Below are 21,136 nucleotides of genomic sequence, written 5' to 3'. Positions count from 1 at the left end.
GGATGATTCTCCGGTCGAGGTCCCGGGCGCAAGAGCCCTCCGTGGCGACGCCCGTGCGGAGCGGAAGGGCGCCGGTGATCAGCCCGGGCTACTCTTCTTCGGCGGCGCGGGCGCCGGTGACGGTGTCGATCAACCCGTAGTCCCGCGCCTCGTCCGCGGAGAGAATTCGGTGTGCGCGCATGTCGTCGATCACGGTGTCGACGGGACGTCCACAGGAAGCGGCGATCCGACTCTGCAGTCTGCGTAGTTGCCGCGAGTGGTGTTCGGTGGCGGTGGCGATGTCCGATGCCGCACCGGCACACGTGGACCGCGGTTCGCGGAGGTGAAAGGTGGCATGAGGTGCTGCCGTCCGTCTCTCGGCGGGAGACAGGAGCGCGAGCGCCACGCTCGCGACGACGCCCTGGCAGTGGACGTGCAGCGGCACGCTCATCAGATCCAAGGTGTCGAGCAGAGCGGCGGCAGCGTCGACATCGGCATCGACGCTGCGCAGCCACACCTGGACCGCCCCGTCGTCGGATGCGTCGAGCAGGGCGAGTGACGCAGCAGCGCGGTTGGTGGCCTCGCTGTCGAGCCGGCCGGTCAACGTCACGATTCGTTGATCGAACAGGCGCTCGGTGAGCCAGTCGGAACTGGGAGCGGGGACCGACGTGACGTGCATCGGCGCGGGTGGCTGCCGCGCATCCGGTTGCCACGGTGTGTGGAACGGCGGGACGGGCGGCGGTGAGGGTGGTGGCCAGATCATGGTGATGACTCCCGTTGTGCAGAGATCGTCCAGTCGACAGTCCGGCCGACGGCCGCTGCATACCGTTCGAGCGTCGAGAGCCGAGGATCGATGTCACCGCGCTCGAGGCGGGCTATCGCGGACTGCGACGTGCCCATCTGTGCCGCGATGTCGGTCTGGGTCAGTCCGTGCTCGAGCCGGGTGGCGACCAATTCGTCCAGGAGCGCTCGACGCCGGCCGGACAGGTGTTCCAATCCGGGAAAGGCAGTGCGCCGAGGTTCGGTCGACATACCATCGATGATATCTCGAATTCGATATGCGGAGGGGTGCTCATGGCGAAAGTTCGTGCGGCCGTCGTCGGCGGCGGCATCATCGGTCTGGCGGTCGCCCGGGAACTTCTGCACCGGATCGACGGCCTGGAGTTGACGTTGTTCGAGAAGGAGACCCGTGTTGCGGCCCATCAGACCGGCCACAACAGCGGAGTCGTCCACGCCGGTCTCTATTACACTCCAGGCAGCCTCAAGGCCCGGCTGTGTCTGCGTGGTGTCACCCTGCTCCGGCAGTATGCACAGGAGAAGGGTGTGCGCTACGAGGAATGCGGCAAAGTGGTGATCGCCCACGATTCCAGTGAGATCGCTCGTATGAACGCCATTTTCGAGCGTGCCGTTTCCAACGGGGTGCCGGACGTCCGATTGCTCGACGGCGGCGCGATTCGGGACATCGAACCACACGCACGCGGCGTCGCCGCGATTCATTCCCCGAGAACTGCGATCATCGACTACGTCGCGGTGGCGGAGGCGCTCGCCGGAGACGTCGGCGCGGCCGGTGGGCGGGTACGACTCGGGACCGAAGTGGTGGGGCTGGAAAGCCGGGCGCGGGAGGCCGTGGTCACCACCTCCCGCGGGACCGAGTCGTTCGATCTGGTGGTCACCTGCGCCGGCTTGCACTCGGACCGCGTCGCGGTACTGTCCGGTGAGTCGCGATCACCGCGCGTTGTCCCGTTCTCCGGCGACTATTTCCTCGTGCAACCCGAACGTTCGTCGCTGGTGAAGGGACTGATCTATCCGGTGCCGGACCCTCGTTATCCGTTCCTCGGCGTGCATCTCACGAAACGGATCGACGGCCGGATCATGCTCGGCCCGAACGCTTTCCTTGCGCTCGGCCGGGAGGCATACACGCGGCGGGACTGGTCGGTGCGCGATACCGCGTCGGCGATCGGATTCCCGGGGTTCTGGCGGTTCGCCCGAGGGAACGTGGCGGCAGCCGTGCGTGAAGCCCGCACTGTCCTCAGTGCGGAGGCGTTCGTGCGGGAGGCGCAGAAGTACGTGCCCGATGTGTGTCGCGCGGACGTCACACGTGGTCCCCGGGGGATACGGGCCCAGGCCATGAACGCCGACGGAAGCCTCGAGGACGACTTCGTCATCACCGGGGCGCACCGCGTCATTCACGTCCGGAACGCGCCCTCCCCGGGTGCGACGTCCTCGCTTGCCATCGCCGAATACGTCGTCGACGAGGCGCTCGCGCGCGCAACGGGGTGAGCGTGCCGGGGCGTCCGACCGTCACACCGCTGCAGTCGGAGGGTCAGCGGCGTCGCAGCTGGAGCGTGAAGCCCTCGGGCATGAGGGTGAGCCGCTCGGCGATCTTCAACTGATAGTCCGGATCACCCACGATGTCGTAGCGGCGCAGAATGGTCCCCAGAACGAGCACGGCCTCGTGTACCGCGAATTGTCTTCCAATGCAGGCACGTTCGCCGGTGCCGAAAGGCTTGTACACGTGCGCGGGACGCGATCGGATGCGTTCGGGCAAGAAGTTGTCGGGGTCGAAGGCCTCGGGATCGTCCCCCCAAACGGGGTCGCGGTGCAGCGCGGGGATGAGGACGAGGACCCAGTCGCCGACCTTCATCGGATACTTGCCGACGAGGGTGGTGTCGACGGTGGCCTCCCGGCCGTAGGCGGGCGCCGTGGGCCACAGCCGCAGCGACTCGTCGAGCACTCGTCGCACATACCGCAGTTTGGCGATCTGCTCGAACTCCGGTGTCTCCTGGCCCCACACCTCGTCGACTTCGGCGCGGGCCTTCGCAAGCACCTCGGGGTGACGAGAGAGGTAGTAGAGGGCGAAAGAGAGTGCGCCGGAGGTTGTCTCGTGTCCCGCGACGAGGAAGGTGACCACCTGATGGCGGATGTTCAACTCGTCGATCTTGTCCGGGTGATCTTCCCGGGCCGCCCGCAACATCAGTTCGAGAAGGTCCTCAGGGCCCGTGTCGCCGCTGCCTCGGCGGGCCCGGATCACCTCGTCGACCACTTCGGCCAGATACTCCAGATTTCTCGCATTGCGGCGATCCGCCCTGCGTGTCAGGAGTCGCCCGAGCGCGGACGTCTTCACGAACGTCGTCCGCTGCGAATGGCTGAGTGCGCCGACCATTGCCTGCACGAACGGGTGCGGACGTGAGCGCTCGAACGAGTCGAACGAATAGCTGAAGCCCGTGCGGCCGATCGTCTCGAGGGTCAGCTTGGTCATGTCCGAAGACACGTCCACGGGTGTGCCGTCGGTGCGGCGGTCCCAGTACTCGGTCAACTCGCCGGCGACGTCGAGCATCGTACGGTGGTACGAGCGCATCGCCGACTTCGTGAAAGCCGGCGCGAGCAGGTTGTGTGCCTTGCTCCAATTGGGCTCGTGGTTGTAGGCGGTGAACAGCCCGTCTCCGCCCAACTCCCGTAACGAGGCGACGCCGGGAGCGAGGTGTTTGGCGAAACGGGACTCGTCCGATAGTTCCGCCACCATGTCGGCGCCCGAGGCGAACACGAAGCGGTTACCGAGGACGTCGCGTTCGAAGATGGGCCCGAGCGTCTTTCCGATCTCCATCGAATTCTGCAATGGAGTGCGGATGTTGATGCCGAGCACGTCACCGAGTACCGGTAGTCGCCAGCGCGGATGAGGAATGGCCGCGGTGTCGCGCTCGCGAAGTGATTCGACGCTCATATTGCCCCCGGTGTGTCGTGCACTACTGAATTGATGTCTAGTACGCAAGGTACGCCTTACTGAATCGGTGTCAAGTAGTAGCGTGAGTCAGCATGACCAGTGCCCGCCGCCGCCTCGACCCCGAACAGCGGCGGTCGCAGCTACTCGACATCGGCGCGCGTTTGTTCGCCGACCGGCCGTACGAGGACGTCTGGATCGAGGAGGTCGCCGAACTCGCCGAGGTGTCGCGTGGGTTGATGTACCACTACTTCCCGACGAAACGAGACTTTTTCGCGGCCATCGTCGAGCGCGAGTCCGAACGGCTCCTCGCGGCCACTGCCCCCGACCAGTCGTTACCCGTCGAAGAGCAGGTGGCGGCGGGCCTCGACGCGTATCTCGAGCATGTCGCCAGCCATCGGCACGGCGTGCGGGCGGTCAACTTCGGTGCCCTGTCGGCGGATGCCGACATCCGGGCCATCGTCGAGCGCGAACTCGACGCGCAGCAACGCCGGATCGTCGACGCCCTCGACCCACCGGCGGACGACCGTGAGCTCATCGGTGTCGCGGTGCGCGGCTGGATCGCCTTCGTCCGGGCCGTGTGTATGGATTGGCTCGATCATCCGTCGATCCGCGAATGCGAGCTTCGGGACCTCTGTCTGCGGTCGCTGACCGGGATGCTCGGTGGGTGGCCGGAATGAATCCCGTGATCATCGAGCGAGAATCGACTGTCGATGCACCCATGGACCGGGTCTGGGACCGGGTGGTGAGCCCCGACGGCATCAACGACGAGTTGCGGCCCTGGTTGACGATGAGTCTGCCCCGCGGCGCCGGGTCGATCACCATCGACACTGTTCCCGTGGGCGACCCCCTCGGCCGCGCCTGGCTCAAGCTGTTCGGCATTCTGCCCTTCGACTACGACGCCCTGACCATCGCCGAGCTCGATCGGGGACGACGGTTCCACGAGAAGTCGACGATGCTCAGCATGCGTCGTTGGGAGCACGAACGCACTCTGACTCCGTGCGAGGACGGCCGTACTCGGATTTCTGACCGGATCACGTTCGAACTTCGCACTCCGATGGCCGTGATGGCGCCCTTGATCGGTCGCGTGGTGCACGCCCTCTTCGGTCACCGGCACCGTCGCCTGCGGCGTCATTTCGACCGACCGATCACCAGTCGGTGAATCAGCCGTGCCGCGGTGCGTGCGGTGCGCTGGTCTATGTCGTAGACAGGATTGAGTTCGGCCACATCGCAGACGGCGAGTTTTCCACTGACGGAAACGGTGTCGCAGATGAACTGCACCGTCTCGACCGGAATGCCGAACGCGGCGGGCGCACTCACTCCCGGCGCGACTGCAGCGGGCAGAGCGTCGAGATCGATGGTCAGGTAGACGAGGTCCACGCCCGCCAGGAATTCGAGGACAAACGCGCGCAAAGCTGCCCTGTCGAACGAGTCGTCGTCCGACAGATAGCGCACACCGAGTCGCCGGGCGGTGTCGAACAGCGCTGTCGTGTTACTCGGCTGGGCGATGCCGATCACCGAGTACTGCACTGCGGTTCCGGCGGCACGTTCGCGCTCGAGAATTTGCCGGAACGGCGTTCCCGACGTCGCCACCGGATCGGGGCGGAGATCGAAGTGCGCGTCCACGTTAAGGATTCCGATTCGGCGATCCGGGGTTCTCAGCGCGGACCGGGCCAGACCGAGGTACGTCCCGTAGGCCATTTCGTGCCCGCCGCCGAGGACGACCGGGAAGTGACCCGCGTCGATAACGGTGCCGACCGCCGCCGCGAGCGCCTCCTGCCCGGCCTCGAGCCGATCATCGACGACTGCGATGGTCCCGGCGTCGTACGCCCGAATCGGGTGGGGCAGCGCCATGGAGGAAAGTGCGGACCGCAACGCGTCCGGTCCGCCCGCCGCCCCCCGCCGCCCCTTGTTTCGTGCCACCCCTTCGTCACTCGCGAAACCGAGAAGCACGGTCGCCCCCGGTTCGGCTGCGGGATCGAACGGTGTGACCACTTGATGCCAGCGCAGGTGTTCCGAGGTGGAGCCGTCCACTCGCCCCGACCAGGTCGGCGGGGGAGTGGACACCGGGATCGGCACGTTCACGGCCGGGGCCGGGCGGCCGAGTAGGCGAGGACGCCACTGCGCCACACGTCGGTGACCAGGGGGACGCCCGGGCGATAGGCGAGATGCAGATACGACGGTGCATCCAGCGCCAGGGCGTCGGCACGGGCGCCGGGACGCAACACCCCGACGTCGTCTCGTCGCAGTGCCCGCGCGCCCCCGGCTGTGGCAGCCCAGACGGCCTCGTCCGGTGTCATGTGCATGTCCCGCACGGCGAGGGCGATGCAGAACGGCAGGCTGGTGGTGTAGCTCGTCCCGGGATTGCAGTCCGCGCCGAGTGCCACTGTCACCCCGGCGTCGATCAGGGCGCGGGCGTCGGGGTACTTGTTCCGGGTCGAGAAGTCCGCTGCCGGAAGCAGAGTCGCCACCGTGGAACTTCCGGCCAGGGCGTCGAGGTCGGACTGCGTGGTGTAGCAGACATGGTCGACGGACGCGGCTCCCAGGTCCACTGCCAACTGGACACCCGGCCCCTGGCCGAGCTGATTTCCGTGTACCCGCGGGATCAGGCCTCTCGCCATCCCGGCAGTGAGGACCGCGTGTGCCTGGTCCCGGTCGAATGCCCCTCTCTCGCAGAAGACGTCGATCCACTTGGCCTCGCTTGCACACGCGTCGATCATCTCCGCGCACACCATGGTGACGTAGTCGTCGGTGCGCCCGTCATATTCCGGTGGAGGCACGTGCGCGGCGAGCAACGTGACCTCGCCGGTGAGCGACGCCGCGATCCGGGTGCAGCGCAGTTCGTGTCCGACCGTCTGGCCGTACCCGGTTTTGCATTCGACGGTGGTGCTGCCCGACCGCAGCGCTTCGGCGAGAAGTCGACGCGAATTCGCGTGTAGTTCTTCGTCGGTCGCGGAGCGTGTCGCTTCGATCGTGGTGCGGATCCCGCCCGCGGCATAGGGGTGCCCGGCCATGCGCGCGGCGAACTCCTCGGCACGTTCGCCGCCGAAGACGAGGTGCGCGTGGCTCTCGACGAAACCCGGCAGGACGGCCCGGCCGCCCAGATCGTGTCCGGCATCGGCGCTCGGGGCGGTTCCCGAGGGCCCCACCCACGCCACCGTGCCACCGTCGAATACGACGGCCGCGTCGCGGATCAGTCCGAGCGGACCGGCTCCGGCGCCCGGGTCGTTGGTCACCAGCATGCCGATGTTGGTGAGGACCGTCGAGCGGGCGGCGTCCATCGTCACGACGCACCTTCACCCTTCGGACATCGGTATGCGCACACCGCGCTTTCTGGCGATGTCGGCGGCGTGTTCGTACCCGGCGTCGACGTGCCGGACGATTCCCGTTCCGGGGTCGTTGGTGAGCACCCGCGTCAGTTTCTGCGCCGCCAGGTCGGTGCCATCCGCCACACACACCTGTCCGGCGTGGATGGACCGCCCCATCCCTACGCCGCCGCCCTGGTGGATCGACACCCACGACGCACCGGACGCGGTGTTGAGCAGTGCGTTGAGCAAAGGCCAGTCGGCGACGGCGTCGGAGCCGTCCGCCATCGCTTCGGTCTCGCGGTACGGCGAGGCGACCGACCCCGAATCGAGGTGGTCGCGGCCGATCACGATGGGCGCCGACACCTCACCGGATGCCACCATCTCGTTGAACCGCACACCCGCGAGGTGCCGCTCGCCATACCCGAGCCAGCAGATGCGGGCGGGCAGGCCCTGAAAGGCCACTCGCTGGCCGGCCAGTGTGATCCACCGGCGCAGGTGCTCGTTGTCGGGGAAGAGATCGAGGATCGCGGAGTCGGTGGCGGCGATATCCGCGGGATCACCAGACAACGCGGCCCAGCGGAACGGTCCCCGGCCCTCCTCGAACAGCGGCCGGATATACGCGGGAACGAATCCGGGGAAGTCGAATGCGCGGTCGTAACCGGCCTTGCGCGCCTCGTCCCGGATCGAGTTGCCGTAGTCGAACACCACAGCGCCCCGATCGAGAAACCCCACCATCGCGGCCACATGCCGGGCCATCGACGCCCGGGCGTCCTCGGTGAACGTCACCGGGTCCTTCTCCGCCATCCTCTTCATGTCACCGAAGTCCATTCCGAGCGGCAGATACGACAGCGGGTCGTGCGCGGAGGTCTGGTCGGTGACGATGTCGATCGGTGCCTTTCTGGCCAGCAACTCGGGGAGCACCTCGGCAGCATTGCCCTCGAGACCGATGGACAGCGGACGCCTCGCGTCGCGGGCTTCCGCCGCGAGAGCCAGCGCCTCCGAGATGTCTGCGGCTTTGACGTCGAGGTAATCGAGCGCGATCCGGCGATCGATGCGGGTGACGTCGCAATCGACGCAGATCGCCACGCCCTCGTTCATCGTGACCGCGAGCGGTTGCGCGCCGCCCATCCCGCCCAGGCCCGCAGTCAGGGTGATTGTTCCGGCGAGCGTGCCACCGAAGCGGGCGCGTGCCACCGCGCCGAAAGTCTCGTACGTGCCCTGCAGGATGCCTTGCGTGCCGATGTAGATCCAGGAACCCGCTGTCATCTGCCCGTACATCATCAGCCCGAGCGCCTCGAGCCGCCGGAACTCCTCCCAGTTGGCCCAGTCACCCACCAAGTTGGAGTTGGCGAGGAGCACCCGGGGCGCCCACTCGTGCGTGCGGAACACCCCGACCGGTTTCCCGGACTGCACCAGCATCGTCTCGTCCGACTTGAGGGTCCGGAGCGTCCTGACCATCGCCTCGAAGGCGTCCCAGCTGCGCGCGGCCTTTCCGGTCCCGCCGTAGACGACGAGGGAGTCGGGGTGCTCGGCAACCTCGGGATCGAGGTTGTTCATCAGCATCCGCAACGCGGCCTCCTGCGGCCAGCCGAGCGTGGTGAGTTCCGGCCCGCGGGGCGCCGACACCCGTCGTGGCCCGGCAGTCGAAGGCGTCGTCGTCACTGTCCACCCTCCAGCTTTCGATGGTCTCGAGTCAGTGTGGGTCTAGAAGCAGTGTGCTCCCGCTGGGCAACGCAGGGGGCAGGTTCTGCTGAGCGAGGCGGAACGCGCACGTGGCCGGAAGCGGGCATTTCGGGCGCCATCACCCTGACTTTGTCACGATTGAGTCACGGACCGCTACGGTAGGACTTTGACGACGACGCCGATCATGAGAGAACAGATCCTTGTTACGAAGTGACTCGAAGTTCAGGACATATGGCTTTCACGCCGTCGCGGTCCTTGCGGCCGTCTTCTCGCTCGCGTTGGTGGCCTACCGCGAGTACGAGGCGGCGACGGGCTACCTCATGGATCTCTCCGTGTTCCGGGACGCCGGCTACGCATTCCTCAACGGCCTTCCGCTCTACTCTGCTGATTTCCCGAGCAGCTCCGGATTCCGATTCATCTACGCGCCCTTCGCGGCCATCCTCTTCGCGCCGATGGCAGAACTCGACCCGGCGGTTCTGCAGGTGCTGTGGTGCGCCCTGAACATCGCGCTCGTGTGGTGGATGCTGAGGGTGGTGTTCGGCAAGCTCGACATGCGGCGTCCTGACCTTCTCGCACTGATGTCGCTGGGTCCGGTCCTGCTGCTCGAGCCGATGCGCTCGAACTTCGGCTTCGGGCAGGTCAACATCATCCTGATGGCTTTGGTGGTCGCCGACTGCACCGGCGTGATCCCACGCCGATTCCGTGGCATCGCGATAGGTCTGGCGGCGGCTGTCAAGATCACCCCTGCGGCGTTTCTCTTGGTGCTCCTGGTCCGCCGGGATTACCGCTCCATCGCGCGTGCCTTCGCTGCAATCCTCGCGACCATCGGCCTCGGCTTCTGGCTCCTGCCCCAGTCGTCGGTGTGGTTCTGGACCACCGAGTTCTTCGCTACCGGCCGCGCCGGCCCGCCGGACTTCTTCCGCAACCAGGCCCTCACCGGTCTGATCGCCCGGCTGGGAGTCGAGGGCCGGCTCGCCAGTGTCCTGTGGATGGCATGCGTCGTCGTGGTGGTCGCAGCTGTCGCGTGGTCGGCTCACCGGTTCACCCGGTCGGGGGAACATGTGATCGCGTTGTCCATCGTCGCGTTGGGGTCTCTGCTCGCGGCGCCGTTCGCCGTCACGCATCACTGGGCGTACAGCATCCTTCTCGTCCCGATCCTCGTCGCGCCTCGCTACCGCAGCTGGCGGCCGGTGGTCGGCGCGGCAACCCTCGTCTTCTTGATCGGCCCGAATTACGTACTGCAGTCCTCGTCGTCGGGCTGGGTGGAGTCGACCGTGCGTGAGGTGGTCGGAAGCTCGCAATGCCTCGCCGGGGTGGTCCTCCTCTGCGCCGCAGTCGTGGCGGCCCGGTCGCGTACCGCGGTCAGCACGGTCACTCCGGTCAAGCCCGCGTCCCAGGACGTGTTGGAACCTGCTCGGCCCTGAAATCTCCTACCGACGGCGGGCGAATGTACCGTTCAGCGCCTCAGATGCGTCGAACGGTACATTCGCCCGGTGTCGAGGTGGCCGCGCTATCGTCGAAACATGTGCCGAAACATCACCGAACTGCGCGGACTCGAGCCGGCAGCCACCGCAGAGGAGATAGAAGCGGCGGCGCGTCAATACGTACGTAAGGTCAGCGGGATTCAGAAAGTGTCGGACGCCAACCGCGAGCCCTTCGAGGAGGCGGTGGCGATAGTCACCGCGGCCACCACCACACTGCTGGCTGCGCTGCCACCTCGGAAGCAACCGCCCCCCACCGTGCCGCCGCTGCGACGGCCGGAGGTCCGGGCGCGGATAGAGGCGAAGGCTGCGTCGGCCGGCTGATCCCTTCCCCCTTCACCTGGACGAACGGGACGTACGTTGCGTTGGATCGAACGAACGTCCCGTTCGTGCAGGAGCAGAGGCCGCCGCGTGCCGACGTCAGTAGCGCAGTGCGCCCAGGGCGTCGATGCGTTTGACGGCGTCCGCGACGATGCCGTCGATGAGGTCCTTGCAGGTGGGCAGATCGTCCAGTAGCCCCACTACCTGACCCGACGCCAGGACACCGGCGGCGGTGTTGCCGTCGACGAGCCCGGCCTTGAGCAGCATCGGCGTGTTGGCGGCCATGATGATCTGCTGCCAGGTGCGGTCGCTGGACTTCTTCATGGCGAGGCCGTCCTTGACGAGCGTTGACCATTTCATGCCGGTCATCGCCTTGAATTTGGACGCGTTGCGCGCGGCGGCAACGAGTCCGCGCACATTCCCGGAGTGCTCGAGGCTGTTGACCAGTTCGGTGTTGAGGACCCGGTGCGGCATGCCGTCGACCTTCCGCGACACGGTGGTGTCCTGCAATCCCTTCGCCAGGTACTCCTGCTTCACGGAGTCGGGCACGGTCGATTCCTGGGTGAGGAGGAAGCGGGTGCCCATCGCGACACCGGCGGCGCCATAGGCCAGTGCCGCAGCCAGCCCGCGGCCGTCGTAGAAGCCGCCCGCGGCGACGACAGGGATGTCGACGGCGTCGAGCACCGAGGGCAACAGCAGGGTGGTGGCGACCGGTCCGGTGTGGCCGCCGCCTTCACCGCCCTGCACGATTACGGCGTCGGCGCCCCAGGACGCCACCTTCTTCGCGTGCTTGGCCGCGCCGATCGACGGTATGACCACCACGCCGGCCGCTTTGAGCTTCGCGATCAGTTCCTGCTTGGGGGCGAGCGCGAACGACGCGACGCGCACCTTCTCCCGGATCAGCAGGTCGATGCGTTGCGGGGCGTCGGTGGCATCGGCACGGATATTGACCCCGAAAGGCTTGTCCGTCAACGTCTTGGTCTTGGCGATGGCCGCCTCGAGTTCTTCATACGTCATGGTCGCCGACGCCAGAATTCCGAGTCCGCCCGCGTTCGCGGTACCGGCAACGAGGCGCGGTCCGGCCACCCAGCCCATCCCGGTCTGGACCACCGGATGTTCGACACCGACGAGTTCCGTCAACGCCGTTCGGAGCGCGCTCATGCCGACACCTCCCGGTCGCGCAGGCTGCGAGGATCGAGGACCTCGCGGATCAGGTGCAGTTCTTCTTCGGTCGGTTCGCGCGTCGCTCCGGCCTCGTCCAACCCGGCCACCTCGAACGACGTGTTCTCCGCGACCTGGTCGGCGGTGACGCCCGGGTGGAGGCTCAGCGCGCGGAACGTGTGGCCGGGTCCGCCGAAATCGAACACGCCGAGATTGCTCACCACGCGGTGCAGGTGCAGGAAGCGGAACGCCGGGTTCTCGGGATCGACCTGGTCGTAGCCGACTCCGGACACGATGTCGACCTTGTCGCAGAACACCCGGGACGAATGCTTACCCACCCAGTAGCTCGTGGGGTGGTTGATGGTGTTGCCGGGTGCGCCGCGGACACCGAACATCTGGCGCGTGGGGTGTTGTAGCGGACCGAACGCCGACAGGTTCTGATTGCCGTGCCGGTCGATCTGGTTGGCGCCCATGACGACGTGGCGTCGTCCGGATGCGACGACGTCGAACACCTTCCGGAACGGCATCCACCCCTCGATCGGAGCCTTGGCGCCGATAGCCGGGGTGTCGGCGAAGATCAGGGCTTCACCGTCGGTGATGAGCAGGTCGGGTTCGGTGGTGAGCCGGGCGAGCCGGGCCCCGATCAGTGGCAGCGTCGCCATGGGGCTTGCCATGATCTCTCCTGCACCGGCGAAAATTTCGGCGCAGGCGACGGCGCAGTATTCTGCGCGAGTCACCTCGGTGATCGTCTCGCTCATGCGTGTTCTCCAAACTTCTTCACGGCGGCCTGGTAGTCGTCCTCGCTGCCCGAGAGGTAGGTGTCGACGAACTTCTGCCACGACTCCGGGTCCTTCGCCGATTCGGCGTAGTGCCGCTGGAACTTCTCGTCGCGCCCGTAGCTGTCGCCGGCGAGCGTGAAGTGCGCACCGTTGGGTGCCTCGACGACGCCGTCGACCATCATGCGGTTGAGGATGAGGTTCTGCAGCGGAACAGTTTTCACCAGCTCCTCGGTTTCCACCACTCGCTCGACGGAGACGAACCGCTTCTCCGCCGCGGCGCAGTACAGGTCGTCGAAGTAGGGGTCGACGCCGGTGTACGCGGCGTTGCCGTGTTTGTCTCCGAGATTCAGATGTACCAGCGCCGCATCGAGATTCAGTGCGGGCATCGCGATGAGTGTCTCGGATTTGCCCGATGCGTCGGGGTAGGGGGAGGTGACGGTGCGTAGTTCGTCGCCCCAGAAGGCGCGAACGTCGGAACCGAGACCCGCGCGGATCGGCAGAAACGGCAACCGCGCTGCCGCGGCTTCGAGGCCACACTTGACCATGCCCTCGTCCATTTCCCGGACCTCGATCTCGCCGCCCGTGCGCGCCTTCGCGAACCAGGGGTCGTAGAACGGTGCCGAGTCGAGTGAGACGAATCCGTAGTACGCCTTCTTCACCTTGCCCGCCGAGCACAGCAGGCCGAGGTCGGGGCCGCCGTAGGTGACGACGGTGAGGTCGGTGATATCCGACCGAAGCAACGCGCGCACCAAGGCCATCGGCTTGCGCCGGGAACCCCAGCCACCGATGCCGATGGTCATTCCGCTGCGTAGTTCGCCGACGACGTCGTCCAGCGACATTCGCTTGTCACGCTTGGTGGCCATGTATCAGCCTTCCCTGTTGTTCGAGTTGGAGCGGGGCTTACCGGTCTCGACGAACTCGTCTCGATGTTCGTCGGAGACCCCCACCAGGTTGAGTTCGAAGGTGTAGCCCTGTTCGAGTCGGTAACTGGTCTTCACGTCGACGGGGTCGATCCCGTTGATCGCCTCCTTGGCGCACCGGATCACGCGGGTGTCCTTGGCGGCGATCTTGCCGGCGATGTCGCGGGCGGCGGCGTCGAGTTTCTCGCGCGGTACCACCTCGTAAACCGAGCCGAAGTGCTGCAGTTGTTGTGCTGTCACGTTCTGCGCCGTGTAGTACAGGGTGCGCATCATGTGTTGTGGGACGAGACGAGCCAGGTGTGTGGCGGCGCCGAGTGCACCGCGGTCGACCTCCGGCAGTCCGAAGACGGCGTCGTCCGAGGCGACGATCACGTCGGCGTTGCCGACCAGGCCGACGCCCCCACCGACGCAGAACCCGTTGACGGCGACAACGACGGGAACGGCGCAGTCGTAGACGGCGGCGAACGCGGCAGCGCACCCTCGATTGGCGTCGACGAGGGCGTCGTAGCCGTCGGTGGCCTGCATCTCCTTGATGTCGACGCCGGCGTTGAATCCGCGGCCCTCTGCTCGCAGGATCACCACGTGTGTGTTCGGGTTGCGGCCCGCAGCCAGTACCGCGTCGGCCAGTTCGAACCAGCCCCGTGACGGTATTGCGTTCACGGGCGGGTAGTCGACCGTCACTGTCGTGATGCCCCCGGGCTCGTCGTCAGTCCGGATTCCCATGTGTTTCCTCCATTTGAGCGGCCTCGCTACTCCACCAAGCAATTGCTTGGTAGGGTAGCACGATGGAAACGCGTTTCACTATGAACGGAACGGTGGTGCTCGTGACCGGCGGCGTTCGCGGAGTAGGTGCAGGCATCAGCCGCACCTTCCTGCGCACAGGCGCCACGGTCGTGACCTGTGCGCGGAGGCCGGCGGACGGCCCGGTCGAAGCGGACGGTCGCGTCGCGGAGTTCATCGCCTGCGACATCCGCGACCCGGAGCAGGTACAGGGCATGGTCGACCGGATCATCGAACGGCACGGCCGCCTCGACGTTCTGGTCAACAATGCGGGAGGTGCGCCCTACGCACTCGCCGCGGAGGCCAGCCCGAAGTACCACTCCAAGATCGTCGAACTGAACCTGCTCGCGCCCTTGCTGGTGTCGCAGGTGGCCAACGCGGTGATGCAGAACCAGGATTCGGGTGGCGCGATCGTCAACATCTCGAGCGTCAGCGGTTCACGGCCCTCACCTGGTACGGCTGCCTATGGGGCGGCCAAGGCCGGTGTCGATCACCTCGGCCGCAGTCTGGCGGTGGAGTGGGCGCCGAAGGTGCGGGTCAATTCGATCGTCGTCGGGATGGTCCGCACCGAGCAGGCCCATCTGCACTACGGCGGTGAGTCGGGGCTCGCGGCCGTCGCGGAGACGATCCCGCTGGGCCGCATGGCCTGCCCCGAGGATGTCGGCAACTGTGCGGTGTTCCTGGCCTCACCACTGGCCGCCTACGTCAGCGGATCGACCTTGACCGTGCACGGCGGCGGCGAGCGCCCGGCCTTCCTGTCAGCAGCAGACCCCGATCCCGCCGGAGCGGCGGCGAATATCAACGAGGAGAGAATATGAGTGGACTGGTCGACGATCGCGTCGTCATCGTGACGGGCGCGGGCCGCGGTATCGGACGCGCGCACGCGCTGGCCTTCGCCGCGGAAGGTGCCAAGGTAGTGGTCAACGACATCGGCGCCGGACTCGACGGCTCGGCGACGGGAGAGAGTCCCGCCGAGCAGGTCGTCGCAGAGATTGTGGCCGCCGGCGGCGAGGCCGTCGTCAACGGTGACGATGTCGCGGACTGGGCCGGGGCAGAGAATCTGATCAAGGCCGCACTGGAGCACTTCGGCCGCCTCGACGTGCTGGTGAACAATGCCGGCTTCCTGCGCGACCGCATGCTCGTCGGCATGAGCGAGCAGGAATGGGATGCCGTGGTGCGGGTGCATCTCAAGGGTCATTTCGCCACCCTGCGGCACGCGGCCGCGTATTGGCGCGGTGAGGCGAAAGCGGGCCGTGCCGTGGACGCCCGGATCATCAACACCAGTTCCGGTGCCGGACTGCAGGGTTCGATCGGGCAGGGCAACTACGCGGCGGCGAAGGCGGGTATCGCGGAGCTGACCATTCAGGCGGCGGCGGAACTGAAGAACTACGGCGTCACCGTCAATGCCATCGCCCCGTCCGCCCGGACCCGGATGACCATCGGCGCCGGCGGGGCCATGGCCGAGGCGATGGCGGCGCCCGAGGACGGGTTCGATGCGATGGCCCCGGAGAATGTCTCCCCTCTGGTGGTGTGGCTGGGCAGTATCGAGTCCAAGGACGTCACCGGGCGTGTGTTCGAGGTCGAGGGCGGCAAGATCACCGTCGCCGAGGGGTGGCGTCACGGTCCCACCCAGGACAAGGGCGCGCGGTGGGAGCCGAAGGAAATCGGCCCCGTCGTCGCGGACCTGCTCGCCAAGGCCGAAACCCCGGTCCCGGTCTACGGCGCCTGATCTGCGGCTGTACGAACGGGACGCTCGTTGCGTCAGACGCAACGAGCGTCCCGTTCGTCCCAATGCCCGCCGGATCGGAACCCTGTTTGGACACCTTGCTAAACAGGTGTCCAAAAGTTACTCTCCAAGAAGGAAATGCCTCCCGGCTTAGGAGATTTCGTGAAGTTCGGTATTACGTTGTTCACCAGTGACCGCGGAATCGGACCGGCCTCCGCCGCGCGGGGGGCCGAGGCCAATGGATTCGACTCGTTCTACGTGCCCGAGCACACTCACATTCCGGTCAAACGTGATGCGGCCCATCCGCAGACGGGCGACGCCTCGCTTCCGGACGATCGCTACATGCGCACGCTGGACCCCTGGGTCGCGCTCGCGTCGGCAGCCGCGGTGACCCAGCGTATCGAGCTCGGAACTTCGGTGGCTCTGCCCGTCGAGCACGATCCCATCACGCTTGCCAAGACGATCGCCTCGCTCGACCATCTGAGCGGCGGCCGCGTCGTCCTCGGTGTCGGATACGGCTGGAATCTGGATGAACTCTCCGATCATCATGTTCCGCCGGGCCGCCGTCGCACGATGCTGCGCGAGTACCTCGAGGCCATGCGCGCCCTGTGGACGCAGGAGGAAGCCTCCTACGACGGCGAGTTCGTCACCTTCGGGCCGAGCTGGGCGTGGCCGAAGCCGACGCGTGTGCCTCCGGTCGTCGTCGGTGCGGCCGGCAACGAGAAGAACTTCAAGTGGATCGTCCGTTCGGCCGACGGCTGGATGACCACTCCGATCGAGCAGGACATCGACGATCGTGTCCGGTCTCTTCAGCGAATGTGGCGTGAGGCGGGCCGGACGGGCGAACCGCGGATCGTGGTGCTCGACGGAAAGCCGGATGTTGACAAGCTGCACCGGTGGCGAGACCTCGGCGTCAGTGAGGTCGTGTACGGAGTTCCGGATCGTAGCGAGGAGGAGGTGCTCGCGTACCTCGGGCGACTTGCCGGAAAGATCGAAGGTTTGCGCGAGTCGGCGGCGCTGCGCTGAGTAGTGCGGTTGGATAGGACGAGGACACTCAAATGTGAGAACGTGTTCTAGTATTGCCGTCTGCTGCTCGAGGAGAGGTCGGAGTCCGTGCGCATCGCACTCCTGTCGTATCGAAGTAAGCCCCACTGCGGTGGGCAAGGTGTGTACGTCCGTCATCTCAGCCGTGAACTGGTCGAACTCGGACACCAGGTAGAGGTGTTCTCGGGTCAGCCGTACCCGGATGTCGACCCCCGGGTCACCCTCACCAAGGTCCCGAGTCTCGACCTCTACCGCGAGCCCGATCCGTTCAGAACGCCGCACCCGCGGGAGTTCCGCGACAGCATCGATGTGCTGGAAGTGGCCACCATGTGGACGGCCGGCTTTCCCGAGCCGCTCACATTCAGCTTGCGTGCGGCGCGACTGCTGCGTGAGCGCGCCGACGAGTTCGACGTCGTGCACGACAATCAGTGCCTCGGCTACGGGCTGCTACAGCTCCAGAAGGCCGGCCTGCCCGTCGTCGCGACCATTCACCATCCGATCACCCGCGACCGCGCGCTCGACCTCGCGGCCGCCAAGTGGTGGCGCAAGGTCACAGTCCGGCGCTGGTACGGCTTCCTGAGCATGCAGAAGCGGGTGGCCCGCCGGATTCCCGCGCTGGTGACGGTGTCGCAGTCTTCGGCCGACGACATCAGCGCGGAGTTCGATGTGCCCGCTGCTCATTTGCGGACCATTCCGCTCGGCGTGGACACCGAGGTGTTCCAGCCGCGCGCCGATGCACGGGTCGCGGGGCGGATCGTGTGTGTCGCGAGCGCCGACATGCCGCTCAAGGGTGTGTCGACCTTGCTCGAAGCTGTTGCGAAGGTGCACACCGAACGCTCCGTCGAGGTGGTTCTCGTCGCCAAACTGGCGGCGGGCGGGGTCACCGAGAAGCTGATCGACGAACTCGCCATCGGTGACGTGGTGCGCACGGTCTCGGGCATCGACGACTCCGAATTGGCGTCGCTGCTGGCCTCGGCAGACGTCGCCTGTGTCCCGTCCCTGTACGAGGGTTTTTCACTGCCCGCCGTCGAAGCGATGGCCTGCGGAACTCCGCTCGTCGCGAGTCGCGCCGGTGCCATCCCCGAGGTCGTGGGAACTCAGGAAGAAGCCGGTGTCCTGGTGACGCCCGGTGATCCGCAGGAACTGGCGGACGTGCTGGGCGCGCTGCTCGACGACCCGGAGCGGCGCGTCAGGCTGGGCGACGGCGGCCGTCGCCGGGCGCTCGAGCGCTACAGCTGGTCTGCGGTGGCGGCGAAGACCGCGGAGACTTATGCCGATGCCATCCAGCAGACCCGTGGAGGAGAACGACTGTGCTGACCGTGGACTTCGACCGGCTGGGCGTGAAGCCCGGCGACAAGGTGATCGACATCGGTGCGGGAGCCGGACGGCACTCGTTCGAACTGTATCGGCGGGGGGCCGACGTCATCGCGTTCGACCAGAACGCCGACGAGCTGGCCGACGTCGAGAAGATGTTCGTGGCCATGGCCGAAGTGGGGGAGGCGCCCGCGGGCGCCGACGCGCGTATTCAGGTGGGTGACGCGCTGAACCTGCCCTATGAGGACGGCACGTTCGACGCTGTGCTCATCTCCGAGGTTCTCGAGCACGTGCCCGAGGATGATCGCGCCATCGCCGAGTTGGTGCGCATCCTCAAGCCCGGTGGTGTTGCAGCAGTCACGGTTCCGCGGTGGTTGCCGGAAAAGGTTTGCTGGGCACTGTCCGACGCCTACCACGAGGTGGAAGGCGGGCACGTGCGGATCTATCGGGCCGACGAGTTGGCGGGCAAGCTCACTGCGGCCGGGCTGACAGTGCAGGGCCGCGATCATGCCCACGCCCTGCATTCACCGTACTGGTGGCTCAAATGCGCGGTGGGAGTGGAGAACAACGACAATCCCCTCACCAAGGCCTACCACCAGGTGCTGGTGTGGGACATGATGAAAGCGCCCTGGCTCACTCGCACCGCGGAGAAGGTACTCAACCCCGTGGTCGGCAAGAGCGTGGTGTTCTATCTGGAGAAGCCGAACCGGCCGAGCGCGGTGAGGGCGCCGCGGTGAGAGCGGCCGACGTGCCGTCGGTGCCGAACGTGTTGTCGGAGAGCCAGGTACTGCAAACAGCGAAGTCGATCGCCGCTGCCCAGGAATCGTCGGGCGCGTTGCCGTGGTTCACCGGTGGTCACACCGACCCGTGGGACCACATCGAATCCGCCATGGCGCTGGGCGCTGCCGGGTTGCGCGAGGAGGCGGAGGCCGCGTACGAGTGGTCGCGCCGCACTCAGCGGCCCGACGGTTCGTGGCCGATGGAGTTCCGGGACGGTGTGGTCCACAATGCCGACTCCGACAGCAACTTCTGCGCGTATCTCGCGGTCGGAGTGTGGCATCACTACCTGATCACCGGCAACCGGGACTTCGCCGTGTCCATGTGGCCCTCGGTGCGGGCAGGACTCGACTTCGTCGTGGAGTTACAGGAACCGAGTGGCGAAATCTTCTGGGCCCGAGGAAGCGGCGGCGAAGCATGCCCCGAGGCGCTGCTGACCGGCAACTCCAGCATCCACCACAGCCTGCTGTGCGGGCTGTTGCTGGCGCGACTGGTCGACGACCCCCAACCGGAATGGGAGTTCGCCAAATACACCCTCGGCCACGCGATCCGGCAGCACCCGGAGTCGTTCGCGCACAAAGACGAATACTCGATGGATTGGTACTACCCCATCCTCGGGGGAGCCGTGCGGGGTGCGGCGGCGGCTGCGCGCATCGAGTCGCGGTGGGACGACTTCGTCGTCGAAGGTCTGGGCATCCGGTGTGTCGACCACCGGCCGTGGGTGACCGGAGCCGAGACGTGCGAGCTGGTGCTGGCCCTCGACGCGATGGGCGAGCGCACCCGCGCTCTCGAGCAGTTCGCGGCCATGCAGCATCTGCGTGATCCCGACGGCTCGTACTGGACCGGGCTCGTCTATAGCGACGGCAAACGCTGGCCGGTCGAACAGACGACGTGGACGGGTGGAGCGATGATTCTCGCGGCGGACGCACTGTCGCGCACCACGCCCGGACACGGGATCTTCCGGGACGCGGCGGCGCCGGTGGGACTACCGATCGGTGCAGATCGGTGCGGCGACTACTGTCACGCCAGCGGTTCGCCGGTCTGACCGCCTACCCGTTCGAGAACGCGCAGTGACCCGGTGACGGACGTCTCCTTGAATTGGCCTGTCGCCAGAGCACGTTCGTAGATCTCGAACGGTGGCCGTCCACCGTCCGCGGGGTCCGGGAACACGTCGTGGATGACGAGTGCGCCGCCGACGACGACCCAGGGTGCCCACCCCTCGAGGTCGGCGTTCGCGGCCTCCGAGGTGTGTCCGCCGTCGATGAAGACGAAGTCGACGGGGGAGCGCCAGAATGTTGCCACCGTGGAGGAGCGGCCGAGTACACCGACGACGTATTCTTCGAGCCCCGAGTCGGCCATGGTGTGGCGGAACCGGCCGACGGTGTCGAGCACACCGGTGTGGGGGTCGACGAAGGCCGGTTCGTGGTATTCCCAGCCCGGCTGGTGTTCCTCGGAGCCATGATGGTGGTCGATGGTGACCACCCGAGCGCCTCGGGCCTTCGCGGCAGCCCCGAGATAGATCGTGGAGCGACCGCAGTAGGTGCCGATCTCGACGCCGGTACCGCCCGGAGTCAGATAGTGCATCGCGGCCGCGTGCAGGGCGGTGCCCTCGTCCTCCGGCATGAACCCGGGCGTGGACTCGGCGAGTCGGAGAAGGTCTCGTGTCAGGTGTTCGGTGCTCATGTGGCCTCTGCATCCGGGGCTGCCGCTCTGGCTGCCTTCTTCCGCTTGTGTAGCACCCCACCGATCATGGAGTCGAGTTTCGTACCCAACGGCCACCCCACGTAGTGGCACAGAAACAGGGCGATCTCCCGCAACTGCTCCTCGTCGAGTTCTTCGTTGTGCAGGGCGGCGCCCACCTGGATCTCCGCGACATCGACCAGACCTTGCGCGGTGAGCGCACCGAGGAGGAGGAGCCTGCGGTCGCGGATGCTGAGCCCGGGCCTCGCCCAGATGTCGGCGAAGAGGTGGTCGGCGGTAACGGCGAAGTGCGCGCCGGGACCGTCCTGCATCTCGAACCCGTAGACCTTCTCCATCATGGCCAGGCCGCGGGTGCGGGTGTCGTTCTTCATCGCTGCTCCTTCGTCGCAGTCGTTCTTCATCGCTGCTCCTTCGTCGCAGTCGGCGGTCATCGCTGCTCCTTCG

The 21,136-nt window shown here is 66.6% G+C and carries 23 protein-coding genes; 11 read left to right on the top strand and 12 right to left on the bottom strand.

Annotated features, from left to right (window positions below):
* Positions 1–88: 88 nt before the first annotated feature.
* Positions 89–658: an ATP-dependent Clp protease proteolytic subunit gene (locus HYG77_RS11210; RefSeq protein WP_208963355.1), complete on the bottom strand. Its 570-nt coding sequence runs from the start codon at positions 656–658 to the stop codon at positions 89–91.
* Positions 659–738: 80 nt separating this feature from the next.
* On the bottom strand, positions 739–1,011 hold the full coding sequence (locus HYG77_RS11205; RefSeq protein ID WP_208962680.1) for a helix-turn-helix transcriptional regulator: 273 nt from the start codon (positions 1,009–1,011) through the stop codon (positions 739–741).
* Positions 1,012–1,053: 42 nt separating this feature from the next.
* Here HYG77_RS11205 and lhgO point away from each other — a divergent pair, with 42 nt between their 5' ends.
* On the top strand, positions 1,054–2,259 hold the full coding sequence (gene lhgO / locus HYG77_RS11200) for an L-2-hydroxyglutarate oxidase (RefSeq protein ID WP_208962679.1): 1,206 nt from the start codon (positions 1,054–1,056) through the stop codon (positions 2,257–2,259).
* 43 nt (positions 2,260–2,302) lie between these two features.
* Here the strand turns inward: lhgO and HYG77_RS11195 are convergent, their stop codons facing one another.
* Positions 2,303–3,700, bottom strand: a complete 1,398-nt coding sequence (locus HYG77_RS11195; RefSeq protein ID WP_208962678.1) for a cytochrome P450 — start codon at positions 3,698–3,700, stop codon at positions 2,303–2,305.
* Between the two features lie 92 nt (positions 3,701–3,792).
* Here HYG77_RS11195 and HYG77_RS11190 point away from each other — a divergent pair, with 92 nt between their 5' ends.
* A complete protein-coding gene (locus HYG77_RS11190) occupies positions 3,793–4,377 on the top strand; it encodes a TetR/AcrR family transcriptional regulator (RefSeq protein ID WP_109326827.1) in 585 nt (194 codons plus the stop codon).
* 5 nt (positions 4,378–4,382) lie between these two features.
* A complete protein-coding gene (locus HYG77_RS11185; RefSeq protein ID WP_208963354.1) occupies positions 4,383–4,859 on the top strand; it encodes a hypothetical protein in 477 nt (158 codons plus the stop codon).
* Here the strand turns inward: HYG77_RS11185 and hutG are convergent.
* From hutG to hutU, 3 genes are read right to left on the bottom strand one after another with little or no spacing between them, the layout of a single operon-like run.
* Complete coding sequence (hutG, locus tag HYG77_RS11180) at positions 4,829–5,764, bottom strand: formimidoylglutamase (protein ID WP_230990084.1); 936 nt, start codon at positions 5,762–5,764, stop codon at positions 4,829–4,831. The genes HYG77_RS11185 and hutG overlap by 31 nt on opposite strands.
* A gap of 14 nt (positions 5,765–5,778) precedes the next feature.
* Positions 5,779–6,984: an imidazolonepropionase gene (gene hutI / locus HYG77_RS11175; RefSeq protein WP_244461287.1), complete on the bottom strand. Its 1,206-nt coding sequence runs from the start codon at positions 6,982–6,984 to the stop codon at positions 5,779–5,781.
* 9 nt (positions 6,985–6,993) lie between these two features.
* The gene (gene hutU, locus HYG77_RS11170) at positions 6,994–8,667 is read right to left on the bottom strand and encodes a urocanate hydratase (protein WP_208962677.1); all 1,674 of its coding nucleotides are present in this window, start codon (positions 8,665–8,667) and stop codon (positions 6,994–6,996) included.
* A 221-nt stretch (positions 8,668–8,888) separates the two neighbouring features.
* On the opposite strand from hutU, the gene HYG77_RS11165 reads away from it, so the two are divergent.
* Both HYG77_RS11165 and HYG77_RS11160 read left to right on the top strand, forming a co-directional pair.
* Complete coding sequence (locus HYG77_RS11165) at positions 8,889–10,112, top strand: glycosyltransferase family 87 protein (protein WP_109326832.1); 1,224 nt, start codon at positions 8,889–8,891, stop codon at positions 10,110–10,112.
* Between the two features lie 99 nt (positions 10,113–10,211).
* Positions 10,212–10,493: a DUF2277 family protein gene (locus HYG77_RS11160; RefSeq protein WP_109326834.1), complete on the top strand. Its 282-nt coding sequence runs from the start codon at positions 10,212–10,214 to the stop codon at positions 10,491–10,493.
* 96 nt (positions 10,494–10,589) lie between these two features.
* Here the strand turns inward: HYG77_RS11160 and ipdC are convergent, their stop codons facing one another.
* Genes ipdC through echA20 form a run of 4 tightly spaced genes read right to left on the bottom strand, consistent with a single transcriptional unit; the run spans position 10,590 to position 14,073 of the window.
* A complete protein-coding gene (gene ipdC, locus HYG77_RS11155; RefSeq protein ID WP_159919233.1) occupies positions 10,590–11,651 on the bottom strand; it encodes a (3aS,4S,5R,7aS)-5-hydroxy-7a-methyl-1-oxo-octahydro-1H-indene-4-carboxyl-CoA dehydrogenase in 1,062 nt (353 codons plus the stop codon).
* Positions 11,648–12,409: a cholesterol ring-cleaving hydrolase subunit IpdB gene (ipdB, locus tag HYG77_RS11150; RefSeq protein WP_109326836.1), complete on the bottom strand. Its 762-nt coding sequence runs from the start codon at positions 12,407–12,409 to the stop codon at positions 11,648–11,650. Before ipdB ends, ipdC begins: the two co-directional genes overlap by 4 nt.
* On the bottom strand, positions 12,406–13,293 hold the full coding sequence (ipdA, locus tag HYG77_RS11145) for a cholesterol ring-cleaving hydrolase subunit IpdA (RefSeq protein ID WP_109326837.1): 888 nt from the start codon (positions 13,291–13,293) through the stop codon (positions 12,406–12,408). Before ipdA ends, ipdB begins: the two co-directional genes overlap by 4 nt.
* 3 nt (positions 13,294–13,296) lie before the next feature.
* Positions 13,297–14,073: a (7aS)-7a-methyl-1,5-dioxo-2,3,5,6,7,7a-hexahydro-1H-indene-carboxyl-CoA hydrolase gene (gene echA20, locus HYG77_RS11140; RefSeq protein ID WP_208962676.1), complete on the bottom strand. Its 777-nt coding sequence runs from the start codon at positions 14,071–14,073 to the stop codon at positions 13,297–13,299.
* A gap of 62 nt (positions 14,074–14,135) precedes the next feature.
* Here echA20 and HYG77_RS11135 point away from each other — a divergent pair, with 62 nt between their 5' ends.
* The 6 genes from HYG77_RS11135 to HYG77_RS11110 all read left to right on the top strand — a co-directional run bounded on the left by HYG77_RS11135 (position 14,136) and on the right by HYG77_RS11110 (position 20,036).
* Positions 14,136–14,948 carry an SDR family oxidoreductase gene (locus tag HYG77_RS11135; RefSeq protein ID WP_208962675.1) on the top strand — a complete coding sequence of 271 codons (813 nt, stop codon included), beginning with the start codon at positions 14,136–14,138 and terminating at the stop codon, positions 14,946–14,948.
* Positions 14,945–15,859, top strand: a complete 915-nt coding sequence (locus HYG77_RS11130) for an SDR family oxidoreductase (RefSeq protein ID WP_208962674.1) — start codon at positions 14,945–14,947, stop codon at positions 15,857–15,859. The genes HYG77_RS11135 and HYG77_RS11130 overlap by 4 nt, the downstream gene beginning before the upstream one ends.
* 159 nt (positions 15,860–16,018) lie before the next feature.
* A complete protein-coding gene (locus tag HYG77_RS11125) occupies positions 16,019–16,882 on the top strand; it encodes an LLM class F420-dependent oxidoreductase (protein ID WP_208962673.1) in 864 nt (287 codons plus the stop codon).
* A gap of 87 nt (positions 16,883–16,969) precedes the next feature.
* Positions 16,970–18,217 carry a glycosyltransferase family 4 protein gene (locus HYG77_RS11120; RefSeq protein ID WP_208962672.1) on the top strand — a complete coding sequence of 416 codons (1,248 nt, stop codon included), beginning with the start codon at positions 16,970–16,972 and terminating at the stop codon, positions 18,215–18,217.
* Entirely contained in the window at positions 18,211–18,951 is a 741-nt protein-coding gene (locus tag HYG77_RS11115; RefSeq protein ID WP_208962671.1) for a class I SAM-dependent methyltransferase, read from the top strand. The genes HYG77_RS11120 and HYG77_RS11115 overlap by 7 nt, the downstream gene beginning before the upstream one ends.
* A complete protein-coding gene (locus HYG77_RS11110; RefSeq protein ID WP_208962670.1) occupies positions 18,948–20,036 on the top strand; it encodes a prenyltransferase in 1,089 nt (362 codons plus the stop codon). The genes HYG77_RS11115 and HYG77_RS11110 overlap by 4 nt, the downstream gene beginning before the upstream one ends.
* On the opposite strand, the gene HYG77_RS11105 is transcribed toward HYG77_RS11110, so the two are convergent.
* Positions 20,012–20,674, bottom strand: a complete 663-nt coding sequence (locus HYG77_RS11105; protein ID WP_208962669.1) for a class I SAM-dependent methyltransferase — start codon at positions 20,672–20,674, stop codon at positions 20,012–20,014. The two genes, HYG77_RS11110 and HYG77_RS11105, sit on opposite strands and share 25 nt — an antisense overlap.
* Positions 20,671–21,063 (bottom strand): carboxymuconolactone decarboxylase family protein, encoded by a 393-nt coding sequence (locus HYG77_RS11100; protein ID WP_109326857.1) that lies wholly within the window; start codon positions 21,061–21,063, stop codon positions 20,671–20,673. The genes HYG77_RS11105 and HYG77_RS11100 overlap by 4 nt, the downstream gene beginning before the upstream one ends.
* Positions 21,064–21,136 lie beyond the last annotated feature (73 nt).

It is taken from the genome of Rhodococcus sp. ZPP, assembly GCF_017656075.1.
GTDB lineage: Bacteria > Actinomycetota > Actinomycetes > Mycobacteriales > Mycobacteriaceae > Rhodococcus_F > Rhodococcus_F oxybenzonivorans.
This window is presented reverse-complemented; position numbering and strand designations above follow the sequence as displayed.

What these genes read in the sequence shown, in the direction of transcription:
- HYG77_RS11210 (WP_208963355.1), bottom strand. Translation starts at nt 658, where the DNA reads ATGCACGTCACGTCGGTCCCCGCTCCCAGTTCCGACTGGCTCACCGAG.
- HYG77_RS11205 (WP_208962680.1), bottom strand. Translation starts at nt 1,011, where the DNA reads ATGTCGACCGAACCTCGGCGCACTGCCTTTCCCGGATTGGAACACCTG.
- lhgO (WP_208962679.1), top strand. Translation starts at nt 1,054, where the DNA reads ATGGCGAAAGTTCGTGCGGCCGTCGTCGGCGGCGGCATCATCGGTCTG.
- HYG77_RS11195 (WP_208962678.1), bottom strand. Translation starts at nt 3,700, where the DNA reads ATGAGCGTCGAATCACTTCGCGAGCGCGACACCGCGGCCATTCCTCAT.
- HYG77_RS11190 (WP_109326827.1), top strand. Translation starts at nt 3,793, where the DNA reads ATGACCAGTGCCCGCCGCCGCCTCGACCCCGAACAGCGGCGGTCGCAG.
- HYG77_RS11160 (WP_109326834.1), top strand. Translation starts at nt 10,212, where the DNA reads ATGTGCCGAAACATCACCGAACTGCGCGGACTCGAGCCGGCAGCCACC.
- ipdC (WP_159919233.1), bottom strand. Translation starts at nt 11,651, where the DNA reads ATGAGCGCGCTCCGAACGGCGTTGACGGAACTCGTCGGTGTCGAACAT.
- ipdB (WP_109326836.1), bottom strand. Translation starts at nt 12,409, where the DNA reads ATGAGCGAGACGATCACCGAGGTGACTCGCGCAGAATACTGCGCCGTC.
- ipdA (WP_109326837.1), bottom strand. Translation starts at nt 13,293, where the DNA reads ATGGCCACCAAGCGTGACAAGCGAATGTCGCTGGACGACGTCGTCGGC.
- echA20 (WP_208962676.1), bottom strand. Translation starts at nt 14,073, where the DNA reads ATGGGAATCCGGACTGACGACGAGCCCGGGGGCATCACGACAGTGACG.
- HYG77_RS11135 (WP_208962675.1), top strand. Translation starts at nt 14,136, where the DNA reads ATGGAAACGCGTTTCACTATGAACGGAACGGTGGTGCTCGTGACCGGC.
- HYG77_RS11130 (WP_208962674.1), top strand. Translation starts at nt 14,945, where the DNA reads ATGAGTGGACTGGTCGACGATCGCGTCGTCATCGTGACGGGCGCGGGC.
- HYG77_RS11105 (WP_208962669.1), bottom strand. Translation starts at nt 20,674, where the DNA reads ATGAGCACCGAACACCTGACACGAGACCTTCTCCGACTCGCCGAGTCC.
- HYG77_RS11100 (WP_109326857.1), bottom strand. Translation starts at nt 21,063, where the DNA reads ATGAAGAACGACACCCGCACCCGCGGCCTGGCCATGATGGAGAAGGTC.